Raw genomic sequence first — 13,268 nt, 5'->3', positions numbered from 1 at the left:
GGCCTATAGCCGTGAGTGTAGGCACGCGGTCGGGGCGGAGCAAGGGGGTGGCGGCGTTAGAGCGATGTAGCGGTCCAGGGCAGGCAGTGGCTGCCCTCTGCGGGTGCATCCGCTCATTGTCGCCACTCCCCAATACAATTGCTCCGACCGGGCTAGCCGGTCCCGAAATGGGGGAAGGGGACTTAGTTGTCTCTGCGCGAAAACGTCCGTACTCGGACGCGCCCTGGCCGAACGACCAGGGCAGCAGCCACAGCCGGGAGCATCGCACTGCTTGCCGGTCTTCTGATGGCTCCGGCAGCGCAGGCGCTGCCGATGGAAACTGACATCATCGCCGAACAGCCGACACCCGCACCGGCACCTGCGGACACGCCTGCCGAAACACCGCCGGCGGAAATATCACCCGTCGAAACACCGCCGGCGGAAGTAACGCCCGCCGCTCCGGAAAACGTCAGCCCGCCGGTTATCGAGGGTGACCCTGTCGCGGGAGGCACACTCACCTCGACAGGCGGCCAGTGGAACGGCGCCGGCTGGATCAAGTACAGCTGGATCGTCGAAGGTGTCACAGTTCAAGCCGCCGACCACGCGGTTGGTGAAGCTGACGTGCTGCACCTTGACCCGTCCATGGCAGGCAAATCGGTCCAACTGACGGTGCTGGCCTCACTGGAGGCCCAGGGACCCGGCACCGAGCTGGCGGCGACGCCGGTAACGGTTCGTCCGGGAACTTTCGCGGGGGTCAGCTGGAACAGCGCCGTAGCCGGCAAACCCGTCGTCGGGCAAGCGCTGTCGCTGAGCGCACCGACGTGGAGCGACGCCGCCGTCCAAGGTGCAGCAATCGGCTACCAGTGGTACCGCGGACTTGACCCCATCACTGGTGCGACGGGGCCGAGCTACACCGTCGCGGCCGCCGATGTCGCACAGAAGCTGTGGGCCAAGGTGATGCTCTCCGCACCGGGCTTCACCTCAGTGGAACTCACTTCCGCCCAAGTCACCGCCGGCAAGGGAAGCTTTGTGGCGGCGCCGGTTCCGACGGTCAGCGGTGTAGCGAAAGTGGGCCAGTTGCAGAGCGCCAATGCCGGCACGTGGGCGCCGACCGGGGCCACGCTGTCCTATCAGTGGTATCGCGGAACGGGAGCCATCGTTGGCGCAGTCAGCCGCACCTACGCCACAACTGCACTCGACTACAGGAAGACGCTCAAGGTCAGGGTGCGTGCAGCCAAGCCCGGCTACACAACGCTGGACCGCTACTCCGCCGCCCGCGCGATTGCTGCAGGGACCATCGTGGCCACCCGGTCGCTGACGGTAACCGGAACCCACCGCTATGGCCAGACGGTGAGAGTTTCTCAGGGTTGGACTGCCGGTTCGACGATCCGATACCAGTGGTACCGGAACGGCGTCGCTCTCAGGGGAGCCACGGGGTCGGCCCTGCGTCTCGGCGGCGGCCACGTCGGCGCTCGGGTCGCTGTGAAGGTGACCGTCACGAAGCCTGGCTACGCCGCCCGCACCGTCGCCACCAAATCCGTGGTGGTTGGTAAGGCGCTCATGACGGTCAGGTCCGTCCCGAGAATCAGTGGCGGGCGCGGGCTGGGCGGCACGCTGACAGCGGCGCCTGGTAGCTTTGCTCCGGCTCCGACGTCCTTCGCATACCAGTGGTACCGCAATGGAGCTTCCATCCCCGGCGCCAGGTACCGCACCTACAGGGTGGCTGCAGCGGACAACGGTCGGTCCATTTCCGTGAAAGTCTGGGCGGCCAGGCCTTATTACGAAACCCGGGCCGCCTCTAGTGCAGCAATAAAGCTTCCCGTCTGGGCTGTCACCGTGCTTCGCGGCGACGGCACGTACCGTGTCGGAGTCAACATCAGGCCAGGCCTGTACAAAGCTACGGGGACGGGCAGTGGATGCTACTGGGAGAGGCTCAGCGGCTTCTCCGGAAAACTCAGCCAGATCAAGGCCAACAACTATGGATCGGCGCGGACTTACGTCCAGATCGTTCCAGGAGATGTTGGATTCAGCTCGGACGGCTGCGGCTCCTGGACGACCGTCCCGTCCACCGGCGCCCGGTCCAGCCGGATCACTACCGACGGCACCTACCGCGTCGGCATCGATATCCTGCCGGGCACCTACTACGGCTACGGGGCAGGGAAGTCCTGCTACTGGGCCACGCTCCGCGGTTTCCGGGGTACGTTGAGCGATATCATCGACAATTACTACGGTGCGGCCAGAACGATCGTCACCGTCCCCGCCGGAACTAGTGGCTTCGAAGTCAGCGGTTGCGGCACGTTGACGCGCGGCTGACAAACGGAAACCAGAAAGCCCGACGGCGATAATCGCCGTCGGGCTTTCTTGTTCAGTCTGGGGCGCCAGAGACCTAACGGGTGCTGCCGGCGAGGAGGCCGCGGCGGCGGAGCAGGCGCTTCTCGATCGGGGCGAATACCAGCAGTTCGATCAGGATCCCGACGCCGAGGATCAGCAGGATGGCGGACATGACGATGGTCATGTCGGAGAGAACGCGGCCCTGGTCCAGCATCGAGCCGAGGCCGAAGCCGATGGTGCCGCCAACGGCGATGATTTCCGCGGCCATGAGCGAGCGCCAGGAGAACGCCCATCCCTGTTTGAGGCCGCCGAGGTAGCCCGGCAGGGCCGCCGGCAGGATGATCTGCAGGGCCAACTGGAGTCGGGAAGCGCCCAGTACTTTTCCGACGCTGCGGTACTGCGGTGGAATCTGGTCGACGCCCGAGACCAGCCCGTTGATGATCGACGGGATGGCACCCATGAACACCACGAAATACACGGTGGCATCAGTGATCCCAAACCAAAGAATGGCGGCCGGCACCCAGGCCACAGACGGCAGGACTTGCAGGCCCGAGATCAGCGGCCCGAAGGCGCGCCGCAAGGGTGCCACCTGCGCCAGCACGAGCCCCACCGGCGTGGCAATGACCACGCTGATCAGGAAGCCCAGCACGCCGCGCTGCAGCGAGGTCCAGACAGCCTCCTGCAGCTTGCCTTCGCTCCAGAGGGTGCCGACCTGGCCGATGACATCCAGCGGCCCGGGCACGACGTCGCGCCGCTTGAAACCGAGGGATACGTACAACTGCCAGAGGATCACCAGCACCGCGAGCGCAGCCACCGGCAGCAGGATCCGGCCCCAGTCGATACGGGCCCTGCGCAGGGCGTCGGACTGCAGGGAATCGAGGCCTGCTTCGAGCTCGCGCAGGTCTTCCTTTCCGCTGGAGGAACGGGTCAGGGCGGCGGTGACCTTGCGGGTCTCGGCCGGAGCTACCGCCACGGGAAGTTGGCTATTTGGCATGGCGACGGATTTCCTCTCGCAGCCGGGCGGTGATTTCGCCGGTGAGCTGGCCGGCCAGGCCGACGTCGGTGCGGTGTTCCTCGCTGACCTGCCATTCGCGCACCACGCGGCCAGGCCGGGAGGAGAGCAGCAGCACGCGCTGGCCCAGGCGGACGGCTTCCCGGACGTTGTGCGTGACAAAGACGATGGTGCGGCCGGTTTCCTTCCAGATCCGTTCCAGTTCGTCGTGGAGCAGGTCGCGGGTTATCGCGTCCAGGGCCGCAAAGGGCTCGTCCATGAGGAGCAATTGCCGGTCTTGGGCCAGGGAACGGGCCAGGGATACCCGCTGGCGCATCCCGCCGGAGAGTTCGTGGGGCCGTTTGTCGCCGGCGCCGCCCAGGTGCACCAGGTCCAGCAGCTCCCCCGCCCGGATCCTGCGCTCGGCTTTCCCGATGCCTCGCAGCTTCAGGGCCAGCTCGATGTTTTCCCGGGCGGTCAGCCACGGGAAGAGTGCCGCGTCCTGGAACATGAACGCCGCGCCGTCGCTGGGCACTTCGAGCGCGCCCGACGTCGGGGCTTCCAGTCCCGCCATGATGTTGAGCAGGGTGGACTTGCCGCAGCCGGACGCACCGAGCAGGGCGACGAATTCGCCCTGCCCGATGGCGGCATTGACGTCGTCCAGTACCGGGGCGCCGTCGCCGAAGCGCTTGCCCAGGTTTTCCAGTACGACTGGCATGGTCGGCTCCTTACTGTTGTGGCGGGTGGCTGGAGGCTAGGGAGCTAGTCCTTGCCTAGCCCTCCGGCGGAGATCTTTTTGCCGGCCGCAGTCTCGCCCAGGACACTGTTGAGCGACGTGAGGTCGAAGATGCCGTTGATGTCGGCCTGCTTGGTGGTTCCGGCGTCGACGCCGTCCTGGAGCAGTTTCTTGTAGGTCCCGGCGAGCGGGTCGGTGGTGAAGACGATGTTTTTCAGGGACCGGTCGATGACGTCGGCCGGCAGCGCCTTGCCGGCGGCTGCCTTGAGTGCGTCGTTGAGGACGGTGGCTCTCTCGGCGGCGGGAGCCGCGTTCAGCCAGTCGACAGATTCAACATGGCCCTTGAGGAGCGCCTGCACGGTGGCCGGGTGCTCGGCCGCGAACGTCTTGTTGACGATCAGGACGGTGGTGACGAACTCGCCCTTCTCCCACAGGTCCTTCTCATCGACCAGGACCTTCGCGCCGGCCTGGAGCACCAGGCGTGACGCCCACGGCTCCGGCAGCCAGGCGCCGTCGAGCTTGCCGTCCTGGAAGAGTTTGAGGGTCTGGGCGTTCTCGGTCGGGTTGATCGTGACGTCGCCGCTGCCGTCTGTGGAGGTCTTGAACCCCTGATGGCCGAGCCAGGCGCGCAGGGCCACGTCCTGGGTGCCGCCGAGCTGCGGCGAGGCGAGCGTCTTGCCTTTGAGGTCGGCGGCCGAGTTGATGCCGGGTTTGACCACCAGTTGCGCACCGCCGGCCGTGGCGCCGGCGATGATGCTGATGGATTCGCCTTTGCTCTTCACGTAGGAGTTGATCGCCGGGTTGGGGCCGATGTAGGTCGCGTCGATCGCGCCGGCGTTGAGCGCTTCGATCGCGGCGGGGCCGGCGTTGAAGACCTGTGTGCTGAGCTTGGTTTGACCCAGTTCCTTGGCGATGAACCCCTTGGTGACGCCAATCAGGGCCGGGCCGTGGGTGATGTTGCCGAAGTAGCCGAGCCGCAGTTCCGCCGCCGGGGCGGTGCCGGCGGCCGGCGCTGCACCGGCGTCGTTAGTGCGGGACACCGTCGAGGCGACGGCTGCGCCGGCGCCGATCAGCAGGGCGAGGCCGACGGCGACGCCGATTTCGACGGTGCGCCTACGTTTCGGCCTGGCCGATTCGCCGGCGACGATCCGGGTGGTGCCGGGGGTGGGGTTCTTGGGCGTGGATGACATGGGAGGATCCTGTTCGTGGGGTGCGGGTGGGCCGGGCGGGTGGTCAGCGCCGGCGACATCGCCCCTGGAGTGCCCTGAGGGAGGGGCTGTTGAACCGTTCCGGAGTAGTCATGGACTCACCCTAGGGAGGGTCACGAACCGGGTTCAATGGTGCGGAAACCCGGGGTCACGCAAGTTCATGCAGCGTCACATGCGGACCCTGCATTCGCACCCGGCCGGGGCTCAGTCGCCTTTGATGTTCACGAGCTGCCGGAGCTTGTGCCGCACGCTGACCAGGTCAGTAGAGTCGCGCATCACCAGGTCGATGGGCTTGTATGCGGCCGGGATCTCGTCGATGAAGGCCTCGCGGGGCCGGAATTCGATGCCCTGCATGGCGGTCTTCAGCTGCGCGAGCGAAAACGCTTTCCGCGCGGCGGTGCGGGAATACTCCCGGCCGGCGCCGTGCGGTGCGGAGTTCAGCGACGCCTGGTTCCCCCGCCCGACGACGATGTAGGACGCCGTGCCCATGGACCCGGGAATCAGCCCGGGATCCCCGGCCTGGGCCCTGATCGCGCCCTTGCGCGAGACCCAGACGGACTTACCGTAATGCGTTTCCTGCGCGGTGAAGTTGTGGTGGCAGTTGATCCGTTCGAGTTCCCGGACCGGGCCGCCGACCCAGGACTCGAATTGCTGGACCACCCGGTCCATCATTTCCTCACGGTTCAGCAAGGCGAAGTGCTGCGCCCAACGCAGTTCCCGGAGGTACCGGACGAACTCGGGGGTGCCTTCCTCGAGGTAGGCCAGGTCCCGGTCCGGCAGGGCGATGTGCCGGCGCAGGGCCATGCTCCGGGCTTCGGCGATGTGCCGCTGCGCGATCTTGTTGCCCACCCCGCGGGAGCCCGAATGCAGGAACAGCCACACCGCGGCGTTCTCATCCACGCACACCTCGACGAAGTGGTTGCCCGAGCCCAGCGAGCCAAGCTGCAGCTCCCAGTTCGCCGCGTACTTGGCCGGGTCAAAGCCCGCTTTCGCCGCCAGCCGCCGCAACTCGGCGAGCCGGGGTCCGGCGGTGGCAGAGATCCTGCGGTTGAAGTGGCCGGCGGACAAGGGAATGGCGCGCTCGATTGCCTCGCGCAGCCGCTGCAGGTCCCTGGGCAGCTCCTTGTGCGCGTACTGGGTGCGGACGGCGATCATGCCGCAACCGATGTCCACGCCCACGGCGGCCGGGATGATCGCGCCCACGGTGGGGATGACGGAGCCCACAGTGGCCCCCTTGCCCAGGTGGGCGTCCGGCATCAGCGCCAGGTGCGGGTAGATGATGGGCAACTGGGCCGTGGCGAGGGCCTGCCTGCGGGTCTCGTCGTCCAGGATCGATGCCCAGCTGAAGAGACGGCTGTTGATGGCTTCCAACGCTCTGCCCTCCCACGACGATGATGGTCCGCCGGGGGCCGGGTGGCAAGGGACGACCGTTGCGGCGACTTGGCCGGCTTTGACGAGCCCCGCGGCCATTGCTGGCCACGCAGCCGACTGCCATTCTTACTGAACCGGGACACGCAGGAAAGGACGAGACGATGCCCCTCTATCTGTCGAAGTTCAGCTACACACCCGAGACTTGGGCGAGACTGATCAGCAAACCGGAGGACCGCAGGAAGGCCGCCCAGGCCTACATCGAATCGGTGGGCGGGAAGCTCCACGGCTTCTGGTATGCCTTTGGCTCCCACGACGGCTACAACCTGTGGGAGGCGCCGGACAACGTATCCATGGCCGCCGTTGCACTCGCAATCAGCGGAGGCGGCGCACTTAGCTCCTTCGAGACGACCGTGCTCCTGACGGTCGACGAAACAATGGAAGCACTGGCCAAGGCCGAGCAGATCAAGTACCGGCCGCCGGGCACCTGATTGTTTCGGGTGCGGCAGGCTCAGTCCTGCATCCGCTCCAGCCGGTACGTCAGCTTCGCCTCCCGTTTGGGGTCGCCGCCCAGGGACTTGGTCCGCGCAATGTAGTCCGTTCCCCACGTCTTGAGCAGGAAGTCGTCGGCAATCCGGACGTGGCCGGCGGGGAATTTATAGTCCATCCGCTTCGCCACGCCGGACCAGTCGGCGGCACCGAACAGCTTCTCGGCATCGGCCACGGTCCGCACCCCATTGGCCGCCAGCACGTCCCCCAGCCAGCCGTACTGCCGGGCCTGGCTTCGGGGGTGTTCGGGGAGCAGCCGCGCAAGCATGTCGTGGAGGATGTCCCCGGTGAGCTCGGTGGCGGGATTCGCGGCGAACTCGGCCGTGCTTTCGGCCTGGCGGCGTTTGACGATGTCGTTGATTGCCGAGAACTGGGCGTCGGCGAGTTCGATCAGGGTCGACGCCATGGTGAACGCCCGGTCCACTTCCGCGTTGGCCTCCGCGAGTCCCTTGTACCGGATGTCATGCTCGAAGGCCGCCCAGGCGTGCTGCAGCACCGTCCGGATCTGGACTTCGAAGCGCTCCCCGATGAACGTGTGGCAGCCCACCGGCACGTTGCCGGCAGGGACTTCGAGGATGAGGTGCCGGCCGGCGTAACCGATCTGGCCGTTCCGCCGCTGGGAGCTGGTCTTGTCGTCGTCCTCGCGGCAGTCGAATTGCCCCTTCAGCGCCGTGGCAACGTCCGCGATGTCGGGTTCCAGGAACATGATGATCCGGACACCGATGAGGTCATCGAGCTGCTCGAGCCCGCGCTCGTATTTGAATCTGCCGTCGGCGGTGAGGCGGTCCAGCTTTTCTTTGACCGAGCCTGGGTCCTTGACCCGGGCCTGCACGGTGTGGTGGTTGAGACCATCGTCGCGGAGCCGGGCGCGGATGGCATCCCCGATCGCGTCCGAAGCCGCATTCAGCCGGGGCAGCAGAACACTGTATTGCTCCAGGGACCTGGCAACAACGGAATCATGGTCTTCCAACCGCTCCCCCTCGGATCAACGCGCAGCGCCTCTACTCAGCAGGGTATCCAAGGGCGCCGGTTTGAGCTATCGCAAAGCCTAGGACAGCAGGACAGCGTCCCGGACCGGTCAGCCTCAGATCGAGTAGCGCTCGTCCTCGTGGTCGCCCGGGTGGTCCTTGACGAGCCCGGCGGCAAGCGTGTTGCCGTCCTGCGGGTCGATCACCAGGAAGGCCCCGGTCCGCCGGTGGTGCAGATAGTTTTCCAGCGGCAGCGGCGCTGCGAGCCGGAGCTGGGCGTGGCCGATGTCATTGAGCTCCAACGTGCTGGTGGGCTCAAGCTGGAAGTTGGCGAGGTCCAGCTTGCCCGTCACGTTGCGGACCAAGGCCTGGACCGTGCGGGTGCCGTGCTTCACCAAGACCTTCGCGCCCTCGCGGAGCGGCTTGGGCGAGAGCCAGCACAGCGCCGCGTACAGGTCGGCGGAGGAGCCCGGTATTTCGCCCCCGGCGGGCCCCGCGGCCGCGATCGTGTCGCCGCGGGCGACGTCGAACTCGTCCGCGAGCCGGAGCGCTACGGACTGCGGTGCCACGGCCTCGGTAAGTCCGCGGCCCGCAAAGTCGATCCCGGTGACGGTGGTGGTGCGCGGCGCCTGGCCCGGGGTCAGGACACTGACCTGATCCCCCACCTGTACCGAGCCTTCGGTGATTTGTCCGGCGTAGGCCCGGTAGTCACGGTAATTCTCGACGTCGAGTCCGCCGGCGATGGCGTCGGGCGCCAGTGCACCCTGCGGCCGAATGACCAGCTGGACCGGGAAACGGAAGCTCTCCAGGTGGCTTTCGAGTTCGTCGGCGGCGGGCAGCGTCTCGAGGACCTCCAGCAGCGCCGGGCCCCGGTACCAGGGGGTGCGGTCCGAGCGGTCGACGACGTTGTCGCCGTCGAGCGCGGAAACGGGGATGACCAGGAGGTCGGTGATGCCATCGGCGCCGAGCCCCAGTTCGCGGCCGACCTTCTGCACGTCGGCCTCAATCCCGCGGAACACGTCCTCGCTGAAATCCACCAGGTCGATCTTGTTCACGGCCACGACCACGTGGGCCACACGCAGCAGTTGCAGCACGGACAGATGCCGCCGGGTCTGCTCCAGGACACCCTTGCGGGCGTCGATGAGCACGACGACGGCGTCCGCGGTGGACGCGCCCGTGACGGTGTTCTTGGTGTACTGCACGTGCCCGGGGCAGTCCGCGAGGATAAAGCTGCGCCGGTCTGTGGCGAAATAGCGGTAGGCGACGTCGATGGTGATGCCCTGTTCCCGTTCGGCACGCAGGCCGTCGGTCAGGAGCGCGAGGTCAATCGCTTGAACACCGGCTGCGCCGGCCCCGCCGAAGCCACGGTCCGCGGAAGTGCGGGCAACGGCGTCGAGCTGGTCGGAAAGGATCGCCTTCGAGTCGTGCAGCAGCCGGCCCACCAGGGTGGACTTGCCGTCGTCGACCGAGCCGGCAGTCGCGAACCTGAACAGTGAAGCGGATGAGAGCCCGAGGCTTGCTGCGGCGGATTCAGGCACAGTTGCGGTGGTGCTCATTAGAAATAGCCGTCCTTCTTGCGGTCTTCCATGGCGGCCTCGGAGATCCGGTCATCGGCCCGGGTGGCCCCACGTTCGGTGATGGTGGAGGCTGCGACTTCAATGACGACGTCGCGCACGGTGGCGGCCGCGGATTCCACGGCGCCGGTGCAGGACATGTCGCCGACGGTCCGGTAGCGGACCGTCTTGGTGATGACTTGCTCATTCTCGCGCGGCCGGGAGACCTCACCGACCGCGCGCCACATGCCGTCGCGGGCGAAGACCTCGCGCTGGTGGGCATAGTACAGGCCCGGCAGCTCGATGTTCTCGCGCTCGATGTAGCGCCACACATCCAGTTCGGTCCAGTTGCTGATCGGGAACGCGCGGACGTGCTGGCCCACGGTGTGCCGGCCGTTGTAGAGGTTCCACAGCTCGGGGCGCTGGTTCCGCGGGTCCCACTGGCCGAACTCGTCGCGCAGGCTCAGGATCCGTTCCTTGGCCCGGGCCTTGTCCTCGTCCCGGCGGCCGCCGCCGAAGACGGCGTCGAACTTGTTGCGCTGGATCGCGTCCAGCAGCGGCACGGTCTGCAGCGGGTTGCGGGTTCCGTCCGCGCGTTCGGCCAGCTCGCCCGAGTCGATGAACTCCTGGACACTGCCGACGACGAGCCTGAGGCCCAGCCGTTCCACCGTCCGGTCACGGAACGCGATCACCTCCGGGAAATTATGCCCGGTGTCCACATGCAGCACCGGGAACGGCACCTTCCCGGGCCAAAACGCCTTCGTAGCCAGGTGCAGCATCACCACAGAATCCTTGCCGCCGGAGAACAGCAGCGCCGGCTTCTCAAACTCGGCAACCACCTCGCGGATGATGTGAATGGCCTCGGACTCGAGGGTGTCCAGGGACGAGAGGCGGGCCGGCGCTGCGACGCCGATTGCCGCCCCCGCCCCTGCGCCGCGCGGCTGATCTTCGATCAGCCCAGCGCGCGGCTCCGACAGGCCCGATGCCACTCCCGGGGCGGCAATCGGCGTCTCAGTAGCGTCATGGTCCATCCCGGACAGCTCCAGGTCCTCGTTGGTGATTTGAGTGCTCATACGTGTAGTCCGCATTCTGTCTTGTCGGTTCCTGCCCAGCGTCCGGCGCGGGGGTCCTCGCCGGGCGCCACCTTGCGGGTGCAGGGCCGGCAGCCAATGGACGGGTAGCCCTGGGTAAGCAGCGGGTTGACGGGCAGGAGATTGTCATCGGAGTACTGCACCAACTGGTCGAAGCTCCAGGCCGCCACCGGGTTGACCTTGACCAGGCCGTTGGCTTCGTCCCAGGTGACCAGCGGGGTGTTGGTGCGGGTGGGGGCCTCGTCGCGGCGGACTCCGGTGAACCAGAGCTCGTAGCCGGCGAGGGTGCGGCGTAGCGGCGCCACCTTGCGCAGGGCGCAGCACTGGGCGGGGTCGCGGGCGAAAAGGTCCTTGCCCAGGAGCCGGTCCTGCTGCTCCACGGTGGTCTCCGGCAGCACGTCGACGACATTGACGCGCAGGTTCGCGGCCACTTCGTCGCGGGTGGCGTGGGTTTCCGGGAAGTGGTAGCCGGTTTCGAGGAACAGTACGTCGACGCCGGGGAGCTGGTCTGCGACCAGCGCCGGCAGGACGGCGTCCGCCATGGAGCAGGCGACGGCGACGGCAGGCAGCTCGAAGTTGCGGGCCACCCAGGCGATGACCTCGCCAGCCGGGGCGTCCCAGCCGAGCTCGGCGGCACCCGTCGTGGCGAGGGCCTTGAGCTCGTCGCGGGAACGGAGGGCCGCCGTCATTGCAGATCACCCTCATCGGCGGCGAAGGCCCACTCGGCGAAGGTCTGGCCCTCGACGTGGTCGGCCACGAATTTCCGGACCACACGCTCCACATAGTCGGGCAGCTCTTCGGCCGTGACCTTGAGACCGCGCACCGTGCGTCCCAGACCCGCTTCCTCGCGGCTGTCCGAAGCCAGCCCGCCGCCCAGGTGGACCTGGAAACCCGGGGTGGGGTCGCCGTCGGGCGTGGGAAGCATCATGCCCTTGAGGCCGATGTCCGCGGTCTGGATCCGGGCGCAGGAGTTGGGGCAGCCGTTGATGTGGAGCGACAGGGCCTGCGGAAGCTGCTTAGTCTCAACCAGGTCGGCGAGGCGGCGTTCCAGCTCGGCCACGGCGGTGGCGGCGGTGACCTTGGTTTCCACGATGGCGAGCTTGCAGAACTCGATGCCGGTGCAGGCGATGGTGCCACGGCGGAACACCGACGGCCGGGCGGAGAGGCCGAGGGCGTCTAGTTCGGCCACGAGCGGTTCCACCTCGTCCTTGGGCACGTCGAGGACCACGAGCTTCTGGTGCGGCGTGGTGCGCAGCCGCTGCGAGCCGCGGGCCTCCAGGGTGTCGGCGAGTCTCACAAGCTGGCTGCCGGAGAGCCGGCCGGCCACCGGGGTGGCACCGATAAAGAACTTGCCGTCCTTCTGCTCGTGCACACCGACGTGGTCGCCGGGGGTGGCGGGCTTAGGCGCCGCGGGACCGTCGGAGAGTTTGTAGCCGAGGTATTCGTCTTCGAGGACCCGGCGGAACTTCTCCGTCCCCCAGTCGGCCAGCAGGAACTTCAGCCGGGCCTTGGTGCGCATCCGCCGGTACCCGTAGTCGCGGAAGATGCTGGTGACTCCGAGCCAGACGTCGGCGGCCTGGTCCGGCCGGACGAAGGCGCCGAGCCGCTTGCCCAGCATCGGATTGGTGGAGAGGGCGCCGCCCACCCAGAGGTCGTAGCCGGCACCGAGCTCGGGGTGGACCAGTCCCACCAGGGCGACGTCGTTGATCTCGTGGACCACGTCCTGGCTGGGGTGGCCGGTGATGGCGGTTTTGAATTTGCGCGGCAGGTTGGCGAGCTCCGGGTCGCCAATGAACCGTTCGGCGAGCTCGTGGATCAGCGGCGTCGGGTCGATGATCTCGTCCTTGGCGATGCCGGCGACCGGGGAGCCAAGGATGACGCGGGGCACGTCACCGCAGGCCTCCGTGGTGGACAGACCCACGGATTCGAGGCGGCGCCAGATTTCCGGCACGTCCTCGACCCGGATCCAGTGCAGCTGGATGTTCTGCCGGTCGGTGAGGTCGGCCGAGCCGCGGGCGAAGTCCACGGAGATCTGGCCGATAACGCGCAGCTGTTCGGTGCTGAGGGCGCCGCCGTCGATCCTGACGCGGAGCATGAAGTACTTGTCCTCGAGCTCGTGCGGCTCGAGCGTGGCGGTCTTGCCGCCGTCGATCCCGGGCTTGCGCTGGGTGTAGAGGCCCCACCAGCGGAAGCGCCCGTGCAGGTCGGTGCCGTCGATCGAGTCGAAGCCGTGCTTGGCGTAGACGGACTCGATACGCTCGCGGACGTTGAGGCCGTTGTCTTCCTGTTTCCAGGTTTCGTTGGCATTCAGTGGGGCGGTGCCGTCCACTTTCCACTGCCCGTGCGGCTTGGCCGCGGGGCGGGCGGGTCGTCTGGCGCGGCCTGCGTCAGCCTGGTCCGGGGACGCTCCGGCTAGAGCTGTATCAGTCATGGATCGACTGTAGGGGTGGCCGCAATGGCGTCACAAAGGGTCAGAAACGCGGGGTCACCTAGG

11 protein-coding genes are annotated in these 13,268 nt (G+C 67.3%); 2 read left to right on the top strand and 9 right to left on the bottom strand.

The window, feature by feature from the left end:
• Positions 1 to 312 precede the first annotated feature (312 nt).
• Positions 313 to 2,292: a hypothetical protein gene (locus AC1DBD_RS02110; RefSeq protein ID WP_476981329.1), complete on the top strand. Its 1,980-nt coding sequence runs from the start codon at positions 313 to 315 to the stop codon at positions 2,290 to 2,292.
• Positions 2,293 to 2,365: 73 nt separating this feature from the next.
• Here the strand turns inward: AC1DBD_RS02110 and AC1DBD_RS02105 are convergent, their stop codons facing one another.
• From AC1DBD_RS02105 to AC1DBD_RS02090, 4 genes are all read right to left on the bottom strand, one after another.
• On the bottom strand, positions 2,366 to 3,304 hold the full coding sequence (locus AC1DBD_RS02105; RefSeq protein WP_441416921.1) for an ABC transporter permease: 939 nt from the start codon (positions 3,302 to 3,304) through the stop codon (positions 2,366 to 2,368).
• Positions 3,294 to 4,019, bottom strand: a complete 726-nt coding sequence (locus AC1DBD_RS02100) for an ABC transporter ATP-binding protein (protein ID WP_476981328.1) — start codon at positions 4,017 to 4,019, stop codon at positions 3,294 to 3,296. The genes AC1DBD_RS02105 and AC1DBD_RS02100 overlap by 11 nt, the downstream gene beginning before the upstream one ends.
• Before the next feature lie 44 nt (positions 4,020 to 4,063).
• Positions 4,064 to 5,227 (bottom strand): ABC transporter substrate-binding protein, encoded by a 1,164-nt coding sequence (locus AC1DBD_RS02095; protein ID WP_476981327.1) that lies wholly within the window; start codon positions 5,225 to 5,227, stop codon positions 4,064 to 4,066.
• 222 nt (positions 5,228 to 5,449) lie between these two features.
• A complete protein-coding gene (locus AC1DBD_RS02090; RefSeq protein WP_476981326.1) occupies positions 5,450 to 6,616 on the bottom strand; it encodes an RtcB family protein in 1,167 nt (388 codons plus the stop codon).
• A gap of 161 nt (positions 6,617 to 6,777) precedes the next feature.
• On the opposite strand from AC1DBD_RS02090, the gene AC1DBD_RS02085 reads away from it, so the two are divergent.
• Entirely contained in the window at positions 6,778 to 7,104 is a 327-nt protein-coding gene (locus AC1DBD_RS02085) for a GYD domain-containing protein (protein WP_441416917.1), read from the top strand.
• Between the two features lie 20 nt (positions 7,105 to 7,124).
• On the opposite strand, the gene AC1DBD_RS02080 is transcribed toward AC1DBD_RS02085, so the two are convergent.
• From AC1DBD_RS02080 to AC1DBD_RS02060, 5 genes are all read right to left on the bottom strand, one after another.
• Positions 7,125 to 8,132 (bottom strand): GTP pyrophosphokinase, encoded by a 1,008-nt coding sequence (locus AC1DBD_RS02080; protein WP_476917024.1) that lies wholly within the window; start codon positions 8,130 to 8,132, stop codon positions 7,125 to 7,127.
• 114 nt (positions 8,133 to 8,246) lie between these two features.
• Entirely contained in the window at positions 8,247 to 9,686 is a 1,440-nt protein-coding gene (locus tag AC1DBD_RS02075; RefSeq protein ID WP_476981325.1) for a sulfate adenylyltransferase subunit 1, read from the bottom strand.
• Positions 9,686 to 10,756: a sulfate adenylyltransferase subunit CysD gene (gene cysD, locus AC1DBD_RS02070; RefSeq protein WP_476981324.1), complete on the bottom strand. Its 1,071-nt coding sequence runs from the start codon at positions 10,754 to 10,756 to the stop codon at positions 9,686 to 9,688. Before cysD ends, AC1DBD_RS02075 begins: the two co-directional genes overlap by 1 nt.
• Complete coding sequence (locus AC1DBD_RS02065) at positions 10,753 to 11,463, bottom strand: phosphoadenylyl-sulfate reductase (RefSeq protein WP_476981323.1); 711 nt, start codon at positions 11,461 to 11,463, stop codon at positions 10,753 to 10,755. The genes cysD and AC1DBD_RS02065 overlap by 4 nt, the downstream gene beginning before the upstream one ends.
• Complete coding sequence (locus tag AC1DBD_RS02060) at positions 11,460 to 13,205, bottom strand: nitrite/sulfite reductase (RefSeq protein WP_476981322.1); 1,746 nt, start codon at positions 13,203 to 13,205, stop codon at positions 11,460 to 11,462. The genes AC1DBD_RS02065 and AC1DBD_RS02060 overlap by 4 nt, the downstream gene beginning before the upstream one ends.
• Positions 13,206 to 13,268: the final 63 nt, after the last annotated feature.

This window comes from Arthrobacter sp. 10T419 (assembly GCF_056394105.1).
Note: the sequence above shows the minus strand (reverse complement) of the source record. Positions and strands in the feature narration are given on the sequence as shown.